Source organism: Citrobacter farmeri (assembly GCF_019048065.1).
GTDB classification, from domain to species: Bacteria; Pseudomonadota; Gammaproteobacteria; order Enterobacterales; family Enterobacteriaceae; genus Citrobacter_A; species Citrobacter_A farmeri.
The window spans coordinates 1,555,872-1,574,220 of the sequence record NZ_CP077291.1; the positions used below are offsets into that span (position 1 = coordinate 1,555,872).

Consider the following 18,349-nt stretch of genomic DNA (forward strand, 5'->3'; position numbering starts at 1 on the left):
CCATGTCCCGGTCAGCGAAACCCCAAAACGGCCGCCGCCGCTTTCTGCGCGATGTTGTACGCACAGCGGGTGGACTGGCTGCCGTTGGCGTGGCGCTGGGGTTACAACAGCAAACCGCACGTGCTACGGGCGTGCGGTTGCGCCCGCCTGGGGCCGTGAACGAGAACGCCTTTGCCAGCGCCTGCGTGCGCTGCGGGCAGTGCGTTCAGGCATGTCCGTATGACACGTTGAAACTGGCGACGCTCGCATCAGGGTTGTCGGCGGGTACGCCGTATTTTGTTGCCCGCGATATCCCTTGCGAGATGTGCGAAGACATTCCGTGCGCCAAAGTTTGTCCCAGCGGGGCACTGGATCGGGAGATTGCCTCCATTGACGATTCGCGGATGGGGCTGGCGGTTCTGTTGGATCAGGAAAACTGCCTGAACTTTCAGGGATTACGCTGTGACGTCTGCTACCGCGAGTGCCCAAAAATTGATGAGGCCATCACGCTGGAGCTGGATCGCAACATGCGAACCGGCAAACATGCGCGATTTATCCCCACCGTTCACAGTGACGCCTGCACGGGTTGCGGTAAATGTGAAAAAGTCTGCGTGCTGGAACAGCCGGCGATAAAAGTGTTGCCGCTGGCGCTGGCAAAAGGGGAGTTGGGTCACCATTACCGCTTCGGCTGGCTGGAGGGGAACGATGGCAAATCGTAAACGTGACGCCGGGCGCGAAGCGCAGGCGAAAAAAGGCGTGTGGCGGAGCCATCGTTGGCTGATCTTCCGCCGTCTCAGCCAGTTTATTGTGCTGGGAATGTTTCTGAGCGGTCCGTGGTTTGGCGTGTGGATCCTGCACGGGAACTACACCAGCAGCCTGCTGCTGGATACGGTCCCGCTGACAGATCCGTTGATTACCCTGCAAAGCCTGGCGAGCGGTCATTTGCCCGCAGCGGTGGGGCTCACGGGGGCGGCGATTATTACCGTGCTGTATGCCCTGGCAGGAAAGCGATTGTTTTGCAGTTGGGTCTGCCCGCTGAACCCGATTACCGATTTTGCGGCCTGGCTACGTAGAAGGTTTGACCTGAATCAGTCCGCAACCATTCCACGTCATATACGGTACGTACTTCTGGTTGTGGTGCTGGTGGGTTCAGCGCTGACCGGGACGCTACTGTGGGAATGGATTAACCCTGTTTCACTGCTGGGGCGTAGCCTGGTGATGGGATTCGGTAGCGGCGCACTGCTGATTATCGCTCTGTTTTTATTTGATTTGCTGGTCGTTGAACACGGCTGGTGCGGGCATCTTTGTCCTTTAGGCGCACTGTATGGCGTGCTGGGTAGCCAGGGCGTGTTAACCGTTGCGGCAAAAGACCGACAGAAATGTAACCGCTGTATGGACTGTTTTCATGTTTGCCCGGAACCGCATGTACTACGTGCCCCGGTGCTGGATGAGCAAAGCCCGGTGCAGGTCACCAGCCGCGATTGCATGGCCTGCGGTCGCTGCGTGGATGTCTGTTCTGAGGACGTATTTACAATAACTACACGATGGAGTTCGGGAGCGAAATCATGAAAAGCCATGACCTGAAGAAAGCGCTGTGTCAATGGACAGCCCTGCTGGCCCTGGTGGTGAGCGGTGCGGTTTGGGCGGCAAACGGAGTGGACCTTAGCCAGTCTCCGGAAGTATCGGGGACACAGGAAGGGGCGATTCGCATGCATAAAGAGCAGGAGCGTATGCCGCTGAACTACGTGAATCAGCCGCCGATGATTCCCCATAGCGTCGATGGTTACCAGGTGACCACCAACACCAACCGCTGTCTGCAATGTCACGGTGTCGAAAGCTATCGTACCACCGGTGCGCCGCGCATTAGTCCAACTCACTTTATGGACAGCGATGGCAAAGTACTGGCCGAAGTGGCGCCGCGTCGTTACTTCTGTCTGCAGTGTCATGTACCGCAGACTGACGCTCCGCCGATTGTGGGTAACACCTTTACCCCATCGAAAGGTTACGGGAAATAAGAGGTCATTATGGAAAATGCTAACCGTAAACCAGGCCGGATTAAGCGCCTCTGGCAATGGTGGCGTCGCCCCAGTCGCCTGGCGCTGGGGACGCTGCTGTTAATCGGGTTCGTCGGCGGGATTATTTTCTGGGGTGGATTTAACACCGGGATGGAAAAGGCCAACACCGAAGAGTTCTGCATCAGCTGCCACGAAATGCGCAATACCGTTTATCAGGAATACATGGAAACCGTGCACTACAACAACCGTAGCGGTGTGCGTGCGACCTGTCCTGACTGCCACGTACCGCACGAGTTTGTGCCGAAAATGATCCGTAAGATCAAAGCCAGTAAAGAGTTATATGCCAAAGCGTTGGGTCTGATTGATACACCGCAGAAGTTCGAAGCGCATCGTCTGACGATGGCGCAGAATGAATGGCGAAGAATGAAAGACAACAATTCTCAGGAGTGTCGTAACTGCCACAACTTTGAGTTCATGGACTTAACTGCCCAGAAGAGTGTCGCCGCAAAAATGCACGATCAGGCGGTGAAAGACGGGCAAACCTGCATTGACTGCCATAAAGGGATTGCGCATAAGCTCCCCGATATGCGCGACGTCAAACCGGGCTTCTGATGGGATGATAATGAGTGGGTAGTATGCTTGAAGCCAGAAAGCTCCTCTGTGAGCGGGATGAACGAGTCCTGTTTAGTGATTTGTCGTTCCAGGTCAACGCAGGGGAGTGGATACAGGTCACCGGCGGCAACGGCGCAGGGAAAACGACCCTGTTGCGATTGCTGACAGGACTTTCTCGTCCTGATGCCGGGGAGGTGTGCTGGCAGGAGCAACCGCTGCATCGTGTGCGGGACAGCTACCATCAAAATTTGTTGTGGATTGGACATCAGCCGGGGATCAAAACCCGGCTGACGGCGTTGGAGAACCTGCGTTTTTTCCACCAGGACGGCGATATCGCGAAATGTCTCGCGGCGCTGGCCCAGGCCGGCCTCGCCGGATACGAAGATATTCCTGTTAACCAACTTTCAGCCGGACAGCAACGCCGGGTGGCATTAGCGCGCCTCTGGCTGACTCGCGCCACGCTCTGGATCCTTGACGAACCCTTTACCGCCATTGATGTGAACGGCGTTGAACGCCTGACGCAGCGGATGGCGCAACATACCGAAGAGGGGGGGATTGTCATCCTCACCACCCACCAGCCGATGAACGTCGCCACGGACCGTATTCGCCGCATTGCGCTGACTCACGAGAGGGCCGGGCAATGATGTGGCGCATCTTTCGTCTTGAACTGCGCGTTGCCTTTCGCCACAGCGCAGAAATTGCCAACCCGCTGTGGTTCTTCCTGATTGTCATTACGCTGTTCCCGCTGAGCATTGGGCCGGAACCGCAACTGCTGGCGCGCATTGCGCCGGGCATTATTTGGGTCGCTGCGCTGTTGGCCTCGCTGCTGGCGCTGGAGCGACTGTTTCGCGATGACTTACAGGACGGCAGCCTTGAGCAACTGATGCTGCTGCCGATCCCACTGCCAATGGTGGTACTGGCAAAAGTCATGGCCCACTGGATGGTCACCGGTTTGCCGCTGTTGATCCTCTCTCCGCTGGTGGCGCTGCTGCTGGGGATGGATATCTACGGCTGGAAAATTATGGCGCTGACCTTGCTGCTGGGAACGCCGACGCTGAGTTTTCTCGGCGCACCGGGGGTGGGTTTAACGGTTGGGCTTAAGCGCGGTGGCGTGTTGCTGAGCGTACTGGTGCTGCCCTTGACGATCCCCTTGTTGATTTTTGCTACCGCCGCGATGGATGCGGCATCCATGCATCTTCCTGTGGATGGATACATGGCGATTTTAGGCGCGTTACTGGCGGGTAGCGCGACGTTGAGTCCTTTTGCGACGGCGGCAGCGTTACGCATTAGTTTGCAGTAGCGCGTTTTCATTCATTCGTTTGAGTCTGGTGACGGAATTATGTGGAAAACACTTCATCAACTGGCTATGCCCCCACGGTTGTATCAGCTTTGTGGCTATTTCGTGCCGTGGCTGGCCGTCGCCTGCGTACTGGTTCTGGCTACGGGCTGGATCTGGGGATTCGGTTTTGCCCCCGCGGATTACCAGCAAGGGCAGAGCTACCGCATTATTTATCTGCATGTTCCGGCGGCGATCTGGTCAATGGGAATTTATGCCTCGATGGCGGTAGCAGCGTTTATCGGGCTGGTCTGGCAGATGAAGATGGCGAACCTGGCGCTGGCCGCGATGGCACCGATTGGCGCGGTGTTTACGTTTATTGCGCTGGTTACCGGCTCCGCCTGGGGAAAACCGATGTGGGGCACCTGGTGGGTGTGGGATGCGCGGCTGACCTCGGAACTGGTGCTGCTGTTTCTCTACGTTGGCGCGATTGCCCTGTGGCATGCCTTTGATGATCGTAAGATGGCGGGGCGCGCCGCGGGGATTCTGGTGCTGATTGGCGTGGTGAACCTGCCGATCATTCACTATTCGGTGGAGTGGTGGAACACGCTGCATCAGGGCTCGACCCGCATGCAGCAAAGTATCGATCCGGCCATGCGCACGCCGCTGCGGCTGGCAATTATCGGCTACCTGCTGCTGTTTATTACGCTGTCGCTGATGCGCATGCGTAACCTGATTCTGATGATGGAAAAACGTCGCCCGTGGGTGAGTGAACTGATTTTAAAAAGGGGCCGCCAATGACCACTGCATTTGCATCCTGGAGTGAATTTTTTGCGATGGGCGGCTACGCCTTTTATGTCTGGCTGGCTGTGGCGCTGAGCGTCATCCCGCTGGCGGTGCTGGTTATTCATACTGTGACGCAGCATCGCGCTATTTTGCGTGATGTGTCCCGACAACGGGCGCGGGAAGCCCGCCTGCGTGCGGCGCAAACACAACGGGAGGCGGCGTGAATATTCGACGTAAAAACCGTTTATGGATTGCCTGCGGCGTGCTCATCGGGTTAGCACTGACGATTACGCTGGTGCTGTACGCGCTGCGCGCCAACATCGACCTGTTCTATACGCCAGGTGAGATTATCTATGGGAAACGCGAAACGCAGCAAATGCCGGAAGTGGGGCAGCGGCTGCGGGTGGGCGGCATGGTCATGCCTGGCAGCGTGAAGCGCGATCCCAACTCGCTGAAGGTGAGTTTCAGCATCTATGACGCCGAAGGCGTGGTGGATGTCACCTACGAAGGCATCCTGCCGGACCTGTTCCGCGAAGGGCAGGGCGTGGTGGTACAGGGGGAACTTGGCGAGAAAAACCATATCCTCGCGAAAGAAGTTCTTGCCAAGCACGATGAAAACTACACGCCACCCGAAGTCGAAAAAGCGATGCAGGAAAACCATCGTCGTCCGGAGAGCGTCTATAAGGATAAGACATCATGATGCCTGAAATTGGCAATGCGTTGTTATGCCTGGCACTGGGCGTTGCGTTGTTACTCTCAGTCTATCCGCTGTGGGGCGTTGGGCGTGGCGACGCGCGGATGATGGCGTCGGCGAGACCGTTTTCCTGGCTGCTGTTTATCCTCGTCATGGGCGCCTTTCTGGTGCTGGTCAACGCCTTTGTAGTGAATGATTTTACCGTGATTTATGTCGCCAGTAACTCCAACACGCAGTTGCCGGTCTGGTATCGCGTCGCCGCCACCTGGGGGGCGCACGAAGGCTCGCTACTGCTCTGGGTGTTGCTGATGAGTGGCTGGACGTTTGCCGTCGCGCTGTTTTCTCAGTGGATGCCGCTGGATATCGTCGCCCGCGTGCTCGCGGTGATGGGGATGGTCAGCGTCGGTTTCCTGTTATTTATTCTGTTTACCTCCAATCCCTTTGCCCGCACGCTGCCGGATTTCCCGATTGAAGGGCGCGATCTGAATCCGTTGTTGCAGGATCCGGGACTGATCTTCCACCCGCCGCTGTTGTATATGGGGTATGTCGGCTTCTCGGTCGCGTTCGCGTTCGCTATCGCGGCGCTGATGAGCGGTCGTCTGGACAGCACCTTCGCTCGCTTTTCGCGTCCATGGACGCTGGCTGCGTGGGTTTTCCTGACGTTAGGGATCGTGCTGGGCTCGGCATGGGCTTACTATGAACTCGGCTGGGGCGGTTGGTGGTTCTGGGATCCGGTAGAAAACGCCTCGTTTATGCCGTGGCTGGTAGGTACTGCGCTGATGCACTCGCTGGCGGTCACTGAACAGCGCGGCAGTTTTAAAGCGTGGACGCTATTGCTCTCCATCTGCGCGTTCTCGCTCTGTCTGTTGGGGACGTTCCTTGTGCGTTCGGGCGTGCTGGTATCAGTACATGCGTTTGCTTCGGACCCGTCCCGCGGAATGTTTATTCTGGCCTTCATGGTGCTGGTCATCGGCGGCTCACTGCTGCTGTTTGCCACGCGCGGGCATAAGGTCCGCTCCAGGGTGAATAACGCCCTCTGGTCACGCGAATCGCTGCTGCTCGGTAACAACGTGCTGCTGATTGCCGCCATGCTGGTGGTGCTGCTGGGAACGTTGCTACCGCTGGTGCATAAACAGCTCGGGCTGGGCAGTATTTCCATCGGCGAACCGTTCTTTAATACCATGTTTACCTGGCTAATGGCGCCATTTGCCCTGCTGCTGGGTATTGGCCCATTAGTACGCTGGGGACGCGATCGACCGCGTAAATTGCAACGGTTGCTGTTTATCGCGCTGGTCAGCACTTTTGTGCTCTCTGTGCTGCTGCCGTGGCTGTTTGAGAACAAGATTGTCGCTATGACGGTTGTCGGGCTGGCTATGGCCTGCTGGGTGTTTGTGCTGGCGATGGCAGAGCTTGCGCAGCGAATTTCTCGTGGTGCAAAAACAACGCTCAGCTACTGGGGAATGGTGGCCGGGCACGTCGGCCTGGCGGTGACGATTGTCGGCATTGCCTTCAGTCAGAACTACAGCGTCGAGCGCGATGTCCGCATGAAAGCCGGCGATAGCGTCGATATTCATGAATATCGCTTCACCTTCCGTGAAGTGAAGGATATCACTGGCCCCAACTATCGCGGTGGCGTCGCGATTATCGGCGTGACCCGTGATGGCAAGGCCGAAGCGACGCTGCACGCCGAAAAACGGTTTTATAACAGCACCAGTTCAATGATGACAGAGGCAGCGATCGACGGCGGGATCACCCGCGATCTGTACGCGGCGCTCGGTGAAGAACTGGATAACGGCGCGTGGGCCGTTCGTCTGTATTACAAACCGTTTATTCGCTGGATCTGGGCGGGTGGAATATTGATGGCGCTGGGAGGGCTATTGTGCCTGTTTGACCCGCGTTATCGCAAACGCGTACAACCGCAAAAATCGGTGTCGGAGGCGGTATGAAGCGCAACGTACTTTTGATTCCCTTTGTGATTTTCCTCGTGATTGCCGCAGCGCTGCTGTGGCAACTGGCGCGTAATGCAGAAGGCGACACGCCGACTAATCTGGAGTCGGCGCTGATTGGTAAACCGGTACCGACCTTTCGACTCGAATCGCTGGAGAATCCCGGTAAGCACTATGAGGCGGACGTGCTCACCCAGGGCAAACCGGTCTTACTTAACGTCTGGGCGACGTGGTGCCCGACCTGCCGCGCTGAGCATCAGTATCTGAACCAGTTGTCGGCACAGGGGATCCGCGTGGTGGGACTGAACTACAAGGACGACCGCCAAAAAGCCATCGTCTGGCTGAAAGAATTGGGTAATCCCTACGCGCTGAGCCTGTTTGATGGCGACGGCATGCTTGGCCTGGATCTGGGCGTCTATGGCGCGCCGGAAACATTCCTGATTGACGGGAAAGGTATTATTCGCTATCGCCATGCCGGGGATCTGAACGCCCGCGTCTGGGAGAGTGAAATCAAGCCGCTATGGGAGAAATACAGCAGGGAGGCCGCGCAATGAGAATTCTGTTGAGTGTGCTGATGTTGCTGATTTCTGCCAACGCGCTGGCCACCATTGATGTCATGCAGTTTAAGGATGAAACCCAGGAACAACAGTTCCGCCAGTTAACCGAACAACTGCGCTGTCCGAAATGCCAGAACAACAGCATTGCGGATTCCAATTCGATGATTGCGACCGACCTGCGGCAGAAAGTCTATGAGCTTATGCAGGAAGGAAAAAGTCAGAAAGAGATCGTCGATTATATGGTGGCGCGCTACGGCAACTTCGTCACTTATGATCCGCCCCTGACACCGCTGACTATCCTGTTGTGGGTGCTTCCCGCGGCGGCAATTGGCGCGGGGGGCTGGATTATCGTTGCCCGTTCGCGTCGGCGGGTACGCCTGAAACAGGAGGTGTTCCCGGATGAGATGTCGTTACCGCAGGGGAAACGTGCCGGTCTGGCGGTTTATCTGCCAGGTATTATGATTGCCGTCATCGTGGGGGCTGTCAGTTATTACCAGACCGGGAGCTATAAGCAGGTGGCAATCTGGCAGCAGGCGACGGCACAAAGTCCGGCCTTGCTGGAGCGCGCGCTGGATCCCAAAGCGCAGCCGCTGGATGAGGAAGAGATGACGCGTCTGGCGCTGGGATTGCGTACCCGTTTGCAAAGTGACGCAACGAACGTGGAAGGCTGGATCATGCTGGGGCGGATCGGCATGGTGCTCGGCAATGCCAGTACCGCGACTGAAGCGTATGCCAACGCCTATCGACTCGATCCGAAGAACAGCGATGCCGCGCTGGGCTATGCCGAGGCGCTGACCCGCTCTTCCGATCCTGATGATAACCGTCGCGGAGGGGAGTTGCTGCGAGAACTGGTCCGGAGCGATCACGCCAATGTGCGGGTCCTGAGCATGTACGCCTTCAATGCCTTTGAGCAGGAACGTTTTGGCGAGGCGGTCGCCGCCTGGGAGATGATGCTGAAGATGCTGCCAGCGAACGATACGCGTCGAGCGGTGATTGAGCGCAGTATCGCGCAGGCAATGCAGCACTTATCACCAAAGAGTGAATAACCCTGCGGCCGGAGCATTCAATCCGGCCGCGTGTCGCGGATTTACTGTAGTCCGCGGGTTTGTAAAAACAGAATGGTGGCGGCAACGCGCGAGCGTACGTTTAGCTTGCGCAACAGGTTGCGGATATGCACCTTCACGGTTTGTTCGGAGATATTGAGTACCGAGGCAATCTGCTTGTTGGACAGTCCCTGAGCCAGTTCGTGCAGCACATCCAGTTCACGCTCGGTCAGCATACTGAACGGATCGTCTTCCTCTCCAAACATTTCGCGCTCGCGCAGATAATCACTGACGCGTTCGCTGAAAACCTTACCGCCGTTGGCACCCGTGCGGATAGCTTCCAGCAGGACTTCAGGATCGCTGTCTTTCAACAGATAGCCATCTGCGCCGGCGTCAATCAGCGCGTAGATGTCGCTGGCCGAATCCGAAACGGTGAGAATGATGATCTGCGCCGTGATTCCATCGCGACGCAGGGCGTTCAACGTATCCAGACCGCTCAGCCCTTTCATATTCAGATCAAGCAGGATCAAATCCAGATCGAGACGGTTTGCCAGATCAATCGCCGTTGCGCCATCGCCCGCTTCGGCAACCACCTCAAATGTCGGATCCAGTTCCAGTAATTGACGGATACCACGACGCATAAGAGGGTGGTCATCTACCACCAGCACCTGAAAAGGCGTTGCTTCAGGCATAGTTAGCTCCCGAGATTTTATTAGAATCATTATTGGTATTCGATCAGGAATCGTCCAGATTCACCGCATCGATAAGAGGAAGAAATATTACCCCAGATTACGCATGGGTAAGAAGTAAAACCTGCCGGGAAAAGGGGAGGGAAAGAGCCTCTCATCGTCATGAGAGGCTCTGCGGTTAGGGCAGTAGCGCGAGGTGAGTTACGTCTTCCTTGGGTATCGCGCTGAAATACCAGTATTCATCGTTAATTTTTGCGGCGGTAAAGCGCGCAAGCGAGATCGACGCGTCGGATGAAGCGGTCTTCACCTGCACGATACCGGTTAACGGACGTTTGCTCACCAGCATTAAATCGCCGCGATTATTGAACCAGGCTGTGCTATCGCCGCCGAGCGCTTGTTGCTTGCCGTTTGCCAACACGGAGTAATCGAAGTTAACCTTTTCTTTTGCCACATTCTCTGCGCCAAAATAACGACCATAGACCTGCGGATCGTGAAAGAAACCGAAATGTCCCCCGCTGTTTTGCATTTTCAAAAAGTGGAAATCGGGCACGGTAAAGTCCTTGTGCCCCTGACTGAGTTGGCTCTTAACGATGCTTACACGAACATAATCCTGCTGAAAAACGCGCGTATAAGCGGCATACATTAAAGTGTATGACCAGATGAATACCGCGGCCATCAGGCCCGTAATGGCATAAAACCCATTCATGACACTTGGGCTGGCTACCGTGACGACTTCCCGTGCGAGGAACGAGAGGGCAAGCAGGAAGAATAAAAATGTCGACAGCATGACCCGGTCAGGATAAGACGGGGAAGCCACCATGATAAAAGAGGTGCCCAGCCCCACCAGCAGCATTAGCCCGACCATGCAGGGATTGGCACTTTTAATGCGATGTCCCTGCCGCTTCGCCGCGAACAAAAGCACTGCCAGTAAAACCAGCACCACATAAGAAATCCATACCAGCGCCAGGTGGTTAAAGAAGCGTTCACTCAGGTGAATGGTGATTCTTTCAACGATCGATTTATCGTACCAGACGGTATGGGCGCCCTGAGCACGAATAAAATTGCCCGGGGAAAAAATCAAAATGCTGGCGCCCACCAGCGCGGACAAAAAGTACGCGATCTTATTCGCAATGATGCGTTTCTCTTGCCAGTAATCGTACACGATAGTCAGCAGTGCGAGACCAACGACAAATGGCGCGACGCTTTCATTGGAACAGCCCGCCAGCAGTCCGAGCAACAGCATACCCATGTGCGTACGCTCTTCGCGCTGGAGCTGTATGCGGTACAGATTCCAGATCCATGCGGCGACGAACAGATTCGTCCACAGGTAGTTTGCGCTGCCAACGATCCAGAAAACCGTTTGTCCAATATTCGGGTTGGCGACCCAAAAGGTCAGAAAAATAAGGGTAAAAATCAGCGCATCATGTTTTTTCCATTTCAGCGTGCCCGTCGGGGTTTTCACAATGAAATAGCAGAACGCGACGACGACAAGACCCGTCATGGTTGAGACAAACCAACGAGACTCGGTGGCGAGCAACAGCGCGCTGACATAGTCAGCGACTACGCGCCCGCTCCAGGTCAGGTAGTGATTCAGGTGCGCGTCAAATGAGACGCCAAGCAGGGCATAGCGGTAATCGTCGGAGTGAATAGGGGTGAACCACTCCAGGACAAATACGGCAAAAAAGGCAATTAAAAGAATGCTTTTATCAACATGCTTTAACATCAGTTATCCTTGTCTGAATCGAGATCCATTGTTTTACGCTTTTTCAGGATGTATCGGGGCCGCTTCTTGGTTTCTACATAGATTCGCCCGATATACTCACCCAGTACGCCAATGCCAATAAGCTGAACGCCTCCCAGGAACAGGATTGACACAATCAGGGAGGAATAGCCACGCACAGGATTTCCCCACAGAAGCGTATCTATTACCATTCCCGCGCCGTAGGTAAAAGAAAGCAGGGCAACCGCGAGACCAATGTAGGTCCAGATCCGCAGCGGGAAGGTGGAAAAAGAGGTGATCCCTTCCAGTGCAAGGTTCCACAGCTTCCAGCCGTTAAATTTGCTCTTCCCTGCACAACGAGTGGCGCGCGCGTAGAGAACGATCTCCGTTTTACCGCCAACCCAGGACAAAATCCCTTTCATAAACAGATTTCGTTCTGGCATTTGCTTAATGTTGTCCACCACTTCACGACTCATCAGCCGGAAATCGCCGACGTTTTCTTCAATATGCGGCGTACTGATTTTATTGTGCAGTTTATAGAACCACTCGGCGGTTTTACGCTTCAGGCGACTATCGACAGAGCGATCGGAGCGTTTAGCCAGCACAATGTCCGCTCCTTCCTGCCATTTTTTGATCAGGTGAGGGAGAACTTCGACGGGATCCTGGAGATCGACATCCATCGGAATAACGGCGTCGCCACTGGCATTATCGAGTCCGGCAAGCAGCGCCGGCTCTTTGCCAAAATTTCGCGTAAACGAGAGCGCGACGACAAGGGGGTCGGCAACGGCGAGAGCGTTAATGATGGATTCTGTCGCATCGGTACTGCCATCATTGATGAACACAATTTCGATATCATGCTCTTTCAGCGCGTCGTATTCGCGCACCGTCTTGTAAAAGAGACCAATGGTTTCTTCTTCGTTGAAAACAGGAACGACCAGTGAAACTTTCATCGTGCGCCCTTGAATACAATGAATCTGGAATAGATAAATCCGCAGACAAGGCTAATGGCTGAGAACGCGACCAGCGTCACCAGCGGTGGGAAACCACACTGTTCTGCCCCCCAGCCCGTCAGGATACTGAGCAGGCCCATAAAACCGACATACAGCAGATAACGACGCGTTGTGGTCGATTGCCTGAAGGTAAACCGGGCATTGGCATAAAAAGAGAAACTAACAGCAACGCCGAACCCCAGGAAATTAGCCAGCGCCTGATGGGCATGAAAAGCGTAGATGCAGATAGCAAAAACTATCCAGTGAAGCAACGTGTTGATCACACCTACGGAAGTGTACTTAATGAAGTGATGCCACATAAGCAATAAGATCGGCTGTGCAAAACCGGAAGTGTAACATTATTTCCGTCCATAACTCGAATCGAATTCAATTCCAGTGGCGGACATAATAAAAAAAACCAGCCGTAAAAGGCTGGTTCTTAAGGGGAATTTTGGTCGGCACGAGAGGATTTGAACCTCCGACCCCCGACACCCCATGACGGTGCGCTACCAGGCTGCGCTACGTGCCGACTCGTGGGAGGTAATACTACCGCTTTCCGCACCGAATGCAAGGGGACATCCGGCTAACTGATTAATAATAAATCAGTTAGCGATAAAACGCTTCTCGTCCGTCAACACCTGCAACAGCAGGCTCAACTGCGGCTTCTGATCTTTAATCTTCTCGCCGCGTAAATCGTAAGTCTGGTACTTGCCGTTGTTGTTCAGCACCAGCGTCATTTCAGGCGTGGTGATCGCCAGCGTACTGAGATCGGCTGCCGTCACCCAGTAATGGCGACGATTGGCATTGAACAGATCCTGTCCCTGCGAATACTCATTGGCAGGGGTGCTGACATGGAGCAGACGCTGCATTAGCGTAGTCATAACATCAGTATGATCGGTCAGGCTGTTGATCCGCTGCGCAGGGGTTCCCGGCCAGTGAATGATAAGCGGAACCTGCAGGTGGCCGCGCGACCAGGCGAAGCTTTTCTCTTCATCACTCAACGCGACACCGCGGCCGGCTGTGATAATCACAACCGTGTTATCCAGTTTGCCTGACTCGCGCAGCGCGCCAAGCACGCGGTTGATCTGTTTATCCACATCTCCCGCTGCGCGGGCGTAGCGGCGGACGAAAGTAGCCTGGTTGCTGTCGTCGACGTTGGTGCCGTTAAACGACACCCACGAGAACCAGCGGTTATCTTCCTGCGCATAGCGGCTCAGCCAGTTAATCCACTGGCTGGCGGTCTGCTCGTCAGACTGCGTTTGTACGCTTGGCATCGAGAAGTCAGACAGCAGTGCCTGACGATACAGCGGGCTGGTAAAGCCGTCGGAGGAGAACAGCCCCAACTGATAGCCTTGTTGGTTCAGCGCCGAAATCAGTGCTGCGGGCGTCCGGGTGGACAAAATACCGTCCATATAGCTCGGCGACACGCCGTAGAACAGACCAAAAATGCCGTTGTCGGTAGCGTTGCCGGAACTCATGTGGCGCGTGAAGGCAATGTTCTGCTCGGCAAATCCGGCGAGAGCAGGCATCTGTTTTTCATAGCGCGAATAGTTCAGGCCATCAACCGTGATCAGCAGGACGTTTTGTCCGGTGCCCATATCGCGATAACGCAACTCGCTCAACGGATACTGCACGGATACGGCTTCCGGATTTCCTTGCTCAACCAGACGGCGCTGATACTCCTGCGCATCCAGCAGGCCATGTTTCTCCAGAAACCGGCGTGCGGTCATCGGATAGGAGAGCGGCAGGTTGGCGCGCTGCATGGTGATCGGGCGATAGAAATTGGCATCCGCCCAGATATAGACCACATGTGAAGTAATAAATGAGACAAAGAAAAAGGCGGCCAGCGGCTTGGCGAAGTGGCGACGACGCGTCAGGCTGCGCAGTTTTTGCCAGCTCCAGGTCGCAAACAGCATTTCAATCAGCAGGATTACCGGCACGCTGATGAACATCAGCTGCCAGTCACGCGCCATCTCGTTCTGGTCGGGGTTAATCACCAGTTCCCAGACGATGGGATTAAGATGCAGGTGGAACCGGGTAAACACTTCGCTGTCGATCAGCAGAAGCGTCATTCCTGCCGTCGCCAGAATGGCTGACAGGAAACGCATCAGCCTCTGGGACATCACAATGAACGTCAGCGGGAACAGGATCAGCAGATAAGTGGCAAACACCAGAAAGCTGAAATGGCCGACGATACTCAGATAAGAGTAAACGCGACCAGCCAGCGTTGTCGGCCAGTCGGCGACAAACAGGTAACGGCTGCCGAGCACAATGGCCAGCAGGATGTTGAACAGTGCAAACCAGTGCCCCCAGCTAACCATCTGGGAGACTTTTTCACGGTAGCGCTGACGATGAGTTACCATAACTTGTCGTTCGTTTCCCCGAAGTCGGCTTTTAGTGCGCTTTGTCGTCGTTTACCGAGGACTGCAACGCGCGGGCAAAAGAGTTCGCAATCGCCTGGCGCTGAGCCGGGGCAATGCTGGTATTAATAAGGTTGGTGACCATATTTCCCAGCACCATCAGGGAAAGGTCAGTCGGCGCCTTATGTTTTTCCAGTACGTTGAGCATCTCGGTGAGCAGTTGTTCAACGTGTTCGTCACTATAGCGGGAGATTTGTGGCATAAATCGAAATCAGTTTATTCATGAAAGGGCAACATATTACCGTAGCAACAGTTTTTTTTCCGCTTTTTTATCCTCATTAATTCGCGTGAGCGTGCGGCAGGCAAAATGGCGCTGCATCTTCTGTTGCGTCGCCTCGCCGGTGGTGGTTGAATACCGCCCGGTCTTTAAGGAGAGTTTATCATGAGTCTGGATATCAACCAGATTGCCCTGCACCAGCTTATCAAGCGTGATGAGCAAAACCTTGAGCTGGTCCTGCGCGATTCATTACTGGAACCGACAAACACCGTTGTCGATATGATGGCTGAACTGCATCGGGTCTATAGCGCGAAAAATAAAGCGTATGGCCTGTTCAGCGAAGAGGGTGAACTGGCGCAAGCGCTGCGCTTGCAGCGTCAGGGTGAGGAAGATTTTCTCGCCTTTAGCCGCGCGGCAACCGGACGTTTGCGTGATGAGCTTGCCAAATACCCGTTTGCCGATGGCGGCATTGTGCTGTTCTGTCATTATCGCTATCTGGCGGTAGAGTATTTACTGGTGGCGGTGCTGAACAACTTAAGCAGCATGCGTGTTAATGAGAATCTGGATATCAACCCAACGCACTATCTGGATATTAACCATGCAGATATCGTCGCACGTATCGATCTGACCGAGTGGGAAACCAATCCGGAATCCACTCGCTATCTGACCTTCCTGAAAGGACGGGTAGGGCGCAAAGTGGCTGACTTCTTTATGGATTTCCTCGGGGCCAGCGAAGGCCTCAACGCCAAAGCGCAGAATCGTGGGCTGCTGCAAGCGGTCGATGACTTTACCGCCGAAGCGCAACTGGATAAGGCTGAGCGCCAGAACGTGCGCCAGCAGGTGTACAGCTACTGCAACGAGCAGCTTCAGGCCGGTGAAGAGATTGAACTGGAGTCGTTGTCGAAAGAGCTTTCCGGCGTCAGTGAAGTGAGCTTTAGCGAGTTTACGGCGGAGAAGGGCTATGAGCTGGAAGAGAGTTTTCCGGCCGATCGCAGCACGCTGCGTCAACTGACCAAATATGCCGGTAGCGGCGGTGGGTTAACCATTAACTTCGACGCAATGCTGTTGGGCGAGCGTATTTTCTGGGATCCGGCCACCGATACGTTGACCATTAAAGGCACGCCGCCGAACCTGCGCGATCAGCTTCAGCGTCGTACGTCAGGCGGTAACTAAGCGCCATAAAAAAACCCCGCCAGAGCGGGGTTTTTCTTCAACTTGTTGGCGATTACGCGCGAACGAAGTCGATGTGAGTCAGCTTCGGCTTGAACGCGTGACGCTGTACAGCCTGAGCTTTAACTTTAACTTCTTTACCGTCAACAACGATAGTCAGAACGTCGCTATAGAAACCTTCTTTAGCTTGCATGTTCATGATGGCATCGTGGTCCAGTTCGATAGCAATCGGGGCTTCTTTGCCACCGTAGATGATTGCCGGGAACTTGTTAGCGGCACGCAGGCGGCGGCTCGCACCCTTACCCTGCTCTTTACGTACTTCAGCGTTGATAGTAAACATTTAAATCTCTCTTTAATAATTCCTGCTACAGGCGACCCAGCAACAGGTAAGTGATCTGCTTTGCGTATGCAAAAGCGGGCGAGATTCTATACTCAAACGCCCGTTACATCAATCAAAAGTACCATTAACCGCGTAATTCATGTGCCCGACGGAAACGTCCCTCGTAATCGAACACCTTTTCCCGTACTTGCCAGTATTGACCTTTCAGCCGCGCCACCACAAAGTCGGGATGACGTAACAACGGCTGCTGTGCGAGGATATCCGCCGCCGTGATCCAGCGTAGGGGCACGCCTGGCGTGCGGGTATGCGGGCGGATAAACAGTTGTTCAAACGCCATACGCTGAGCCGGAGTTTGTAAGCGAAAGCGTTCGCTGACGTCTGCGCCGTCTTCATCGTAGTAGGTGATTTTCAACCATTCGCCTTTCTCGTCATGGCCGTGCTGCAACGTCATACCACTACAGCGGAGCACCAGCGCGTCTTTTAGCTTCAGCGCCGCTTTCAGCATGTCGTCCGGATCGACGAGGATCGCATCGCATTCCCGGCAGCGACGGGCGGCAATGTCGTTTTCGGCATTGCACTGTGGGCAATTTTTAAAGCGAAAGCGAAAATCGCACTGTTCGCGGTGTCCCTCATCATCTTCAAACCAGCCCTGGCAGCGGCGGCCGAAATGTTCTATCAGGGTACCGTCAGCGGTGGTTTTCCCCCAGAAGGTGTTGGCGAAACCACAGGCCGGGCAAAACACCTGTACCGGCACGTTGTCACTTTTGCCTTTCGGGCTGCCCACTTCCGGGGAGTAGAGGTCGTGCGGATTGCCGGCGTAATCGAGAATTAAACAGTCCGTTTTTCCCGGCGCGAGGCGCAGGCCGCGGCCCACAATTTGTTGGTACAGGCTGACCGACTCGGTGGGGCGCAGGATGGCGATAAGATCGACGTGCGGGGCATCGAAGCCGGTGGTTAAGACGGAGACGTTGACCAGATAGCGAAAACGCTGGGCTTTGAACGCCTCTATCAGTTCGTCGCGTTCAGGGCCGGGGGTATCGCCAGTAATCAGAGCAGAATCCTCTTTGGGCAGCAGTCCGGTAATCTCTTTCGCATGCTCGACGGTGGCGGCAAAAATCATCACCCCTTTGCGGGCCTGGGCAAATTCAACAATCTGGCTGATGATGTGCGGCGTGATACGCTGCTGCTTTTTCAGCTCCCGGTTCAGATCGGCTTCGCTAAACAGACCATTACTCTGCGCCTGCAGGCGGCTGAAATCGTACTGTACCACCGGCATATCGAGTCGTTCCGGCGGTGTGAGATAGCCGTGTTTAATCATATAGCGCAGCGGTAGCTCATAAATGCAGTCGCGAAACAGCGCCTTGTCATCGCCGCGTACCATCCCGTGGTAGTGGAAATGATAGATCCAACCTTTGCCGAGACGAAAAGGGGTGGCGGTCAGCCCCAGCAGGCGAATGTGGGGGTTGGCATTACTCAGGTGCGTGAGGATCTGCTGATACTGGCTCTCTTCATCATCGCCGATGCGATGGCATTCATCGACAATCAGCAGCGAAAATTCGCTCTGGAAGGCATCCAGATTACGGGCCACGGACTGAACGCTGCCGAAAACCACTTTACCGTGGCTCTCTTTGCGTTTGAGTCCGGCGGCAAAAATATCCGCTTCCAGCCCCAGCGCGCAGTATTTGGCATGGTTTTGCGCCACCAGCTCTTTTACGTGCGCCAGCACCAGTACACGCCCCCTGGCGACGCGCGCCAGTTCGGCAATCACCAGGCTTTTACCGGCGCCGGTGGGGAGAACAATCACCGCAGGCGTGCGATGGCGGCGGAAATGGTTGAGCGTGGCATCCACAGCTTCTTGCTGGTAGGGGCGAAGTGTAAAAATCATGGTCTCACAAT

General features: G+C 55.1%; 21 protein-coding genes and 1 tRNA gene. 13 read left to right on the top strand and 9 right to left on the bottom strand.

Going from position 1 to position 18,349, the window contains the following annotated elements; translation table 11 throughout:
• The first annotated feature begins 2 nt into the window (after window positions 1-2).
• From napG to I6L53_RS07315, 12 genes are read left to right on the top strand one after another with little or no spacing between them, the layout of a single operon-like run.
• Complete coding sequence (gene napG, locus I6L53_RS07260; RefSeq protein WP_042317906.1) at window positions 3-698, top strand: ferredoxin-type protein NapG; 696 nt, start codon at window positions 3-5, stop codon at window positions 696-698.
• Entirely contained in the window at window positions 685-1,548 is an 864-nt protein-coding gene (gene napH / locus I6L53_RS07265; protein ID WP_042317907.1) for a quinol dehydrogenase ferredoxin subunit NapH, read from the top strand. The genes napG and napH overlap by 14 nt, the downstream gene beginning before the upstream one ends.
• Complete coding sequence (gene napB, locus I6L53_RS07270; RefSeq protein WP_042317908.1) at window positions 1,545-1,994, top strand: nitrate reductase cytochrome c-type subunit; 450 nt, start codon at window positions 1,545-1,547, stop codon at window positions 1,992-1,994. The genes napH and napB overlap by 4 nt, the downstream gene beginning before the upstream one ends.
• Window positions 1,995-2,003: 9 nt before the next feature.
• Window positions 2,004-2,606: a cytochrome c-type protein NapC gene (gene napC / locus I6L53_RS07275; protein ID WP_042317909.1), complete on the top strand. Its 603-nt coding sequence runs from the start codon at window positions 2,004-2,006 to the stop codon at window positions 2,604-2,606.
• Window positions 2,607-2,629: 23 nt separating this feature from the next.
• On the top strand, window positions 2,630-3,250 hold the full coding sequence (gene ccmA, locus I6L53_RS07280) for a cytochrome c biogenesis heme-transporting ATPase CcmA (RefSeq protein WP_042317910.1): 621 nt from the start codon (window positions 2,630-2,632) through the stop codon (window positions 3,248-3,250).
• Window positions 3,247-3,906, top strand: a complete 660-nt coding sequence (gene ccmB / locus I6L53_RS07285) for a heme exporter protein CcmB (RefSeq protein WP_042317911.1) — start codon at window positions 3,247-3,249, stop codon at window positions 3,904-3,906. The genes ccmA and ccmB overlap by 4 nt, the downstream gene beginning before the upstream one ends.
• Before the next feature lie 39 nt (window positions 3,907-3,945).
• Window positions 3,946-4,683 carry a heme ABC transporter permease gene (locus tag I6L53_RS07290; RefSeq protein ID WP_042317912.1) on the top strand — a complete coding sequence of 246 codons (738 nt, stop codon included), beginning with the start codon at window positions 3,946-3,948 and terminating at the stop codon, window positions 4,681-4,683.
• Window positions 4,680-4,892, top strand: coding sequence for a heme exporter protein CcmD (gene ccmD, locus I6L53_RS07295; RefSeq protein WP_042317913.1), 213 nt, complete (start codon window positions 4,680-4,682; stop codon window positions 4,890-4,892). The genes I6L53_RS07290 and ccmD overlap by 4 nt, the downstream gene beginning before the upstream one ends.
• Window positions 4,889-5,368 carry a cytochrome c maturation protein CcmE gene (gene ccmE / locus I6L53_RS07300; RefSeq protein WP_042317914.1) on the top strand — a complete coding sequence of 160 codons (480 nt, stop codon included), beginning with the start codon at window positions 4,889-4,891 and terminating at the stop codon, window positions 5,366-5,368. The genes ccmD and ccmE overlap by 4 nt, the downstream gene beginning before the upstream one ends.
• On the top strand, window positions 5,365-7,308 hold the full coding sequence (locus I6L53_RS07305; RefSeq protein ID WP_042317915.1) for a heme lyase CcmF/NrfE family subunit: 1,944 nt from the start codon (window positions 5,365-5,367) through the stop codon (window positions 7,306-7,308). The genes ccmE and I6L53_RS07305 overlap by 4 nt, the downstream gene beginning before the upstream one ends.
• Window positions 7,305-7,862, top strand: coding sequence for a thiol:disulfide interchange protein DsbE (dsbE, locus tag I6L53_RS07310; RefSeq protein WP_042317916.1), 558 nt, complete (start codon window positions 7,305-7,307; stop codon window positions 7,860-7,862). Before I6L53_RS07305 ends, dsbE begins: the two co-directional genes overlap by 4 nt.
• Window positions 7,859-8,911 carry a cytochrome c-type biogenesis protein CcmH gene (locus I6L53_RS07315; RefSeq protein WP_094465592.1) on the top strand — a complete coding sequence of 351 codons (1,053 nt, stop codon included), beginning with the start codon at window positions 7,859-7,861 and terminating at the stop codon, window positions 8,909-8,911. The genes dsbE and I6L53_RS07315 overlap by 4 nt, the downstream gene beginning before the upstream one ends.
• Window positions 8,912-8,952: 41 nt before the next feature.
• Here the strand turns inward: I6L53_RS07315 and narP are convergent, their stop codons facing one another.
• From narP to I6L53_RS07350, 7 genes are all read right to left on the bottom strand, one after another.
• Window positions 8,953-9,600: a nitrate/nitrite response regulator protein NarP gene (gene narP, locus I6L53_RS07320; protein ID WP_042317928.1), complete on the bottom strand. Its 648-nt coding sequence runs from the start codon at window positions 9,598-9,600 to the stop codon at window positions 8,953-8,955.
• Between the two features lie 175 nt (window positions 9,601-9,775).
• Window positions 9,776-11,320 carry a DUF6056 family protein gene (locus tag I6L53_RS07325; protein ID WP_042317930.1) on the bottom strand — a complete coding sequence of 515 codons (1,545 nt, stop codon included), beginning with the start codon at window positions 11,318-11,320 and terminating at the stop codon, window positions 9,776-9,778.
• Window positions 11,320-12,267, bottom strand: a complete 948-nt coding sequence (locus I6L53_RS07330; RefSeq protein WP_042317932.1) for a glycosyltransferase family 2 protein — start codon at window positions 12,265-12,267, stop codon at window positions 11,320-11,322. The genes I6L53_RS07325 and I6L53_RS07330 overlap by 1 nt, the downstream gene beginning before the upstream one ends.
• Complete coding sequence (locus I6L53_RS07335; protein WP_042317933.1) at window positions 12,264-12,626, bottom strand: GtrA family protein; 363 nt, start codon at window positions 12,624-12,626, stop codon at window positions 12,264-12,266. Before I6L53_RS07335 ends, I6L53_RS07330 begins: the two co-directional genes overlap by 4 nt.
• 132 nt (window positions 12,627-12,758) lie before the next feature.
• Window positions 12,759-12,835 (bottom strand) — tRNA-Pro (locus tag I6L53_RS07340).
• A gap of 73 nt (window positions 12,836-12,908) precedes the next feature.
• Window positions 12,909-14,669, bottom strand: coding sequence for an LPS biosynthesis-modulating metalloenzyme YejM (gene yejM, locus I6L53_RS07345; RefSeq protein WP_042317935.1), 1,761 nt, complete (start codon window positions 14,667-14,669; stop codon window positions 12,909-12,911).
• A 31-nt stretch (window positions 14,670-14,700) separates the two neighbouring features.
• Window positions 14,701-14,928 (bottom strand): YejL family protein, encoded by a 228-nt coding sequence (locus tag I6L53_RS07350; RefSeq protein ID WP_042317936.1) that lies wholly within the window; start codon window positions 14,926-14,928, stop codon window positions 14,701-14,703.
• A 180-nt stretch (window positions 14,929-15,108) separates the two neighbouring features.
• On the opposite strand from I6L53_RS07350, the gene yejK reads away from it, so the two are divergent.
• Window positions 15,109-16,116 carry a nucleoid-associated protein YejK gene (gene yejK / locus I6L53_RS07355; RefSeq protein WP_042317937.1) on the top strand — a complete coding sequence of 336 codons (1,008 nt, stop codon included), beginning with the start codon at window positions 15,109-15,111 and terminating at the stop codon, window positions 16,114-16,116.
• A gap of 52 nt (window positions 16,117-16,168) precedes the next feature.
• On the opposite strand, the gene rplY is transcribed toward yejK, so the two are convergent.
• Both rplY and radD read right to left on the bottom strand, forming a co-directional pair.
• Window positions 16,169-16,453 (bottom strand): 50S ribosomal protein L25, encoded by a 285-nt coding sequence (gene rplY / locus I6L53_RS07360; protein ID WP_042317938.1) that lies wholly within the window; start codon window positions 16,451-16,453, stop codon window positions 16,169-16,171.
• 124 nt (window positions 16,454-16,577) lie between these two features.
• Window positions 16,578-18,338, bottom strand: coding sequence for a DNA repair helicase RadD (gene radD, locus I6L53_RS07365; RefSeq protein WP_042317940.1), 1,761 nt, complete (start codon window positions 18,336-18,338; stop codon window positions 16,578-16,580).
• Window positions 18,339-18,349: the final 11 nt, after the last annotated feature.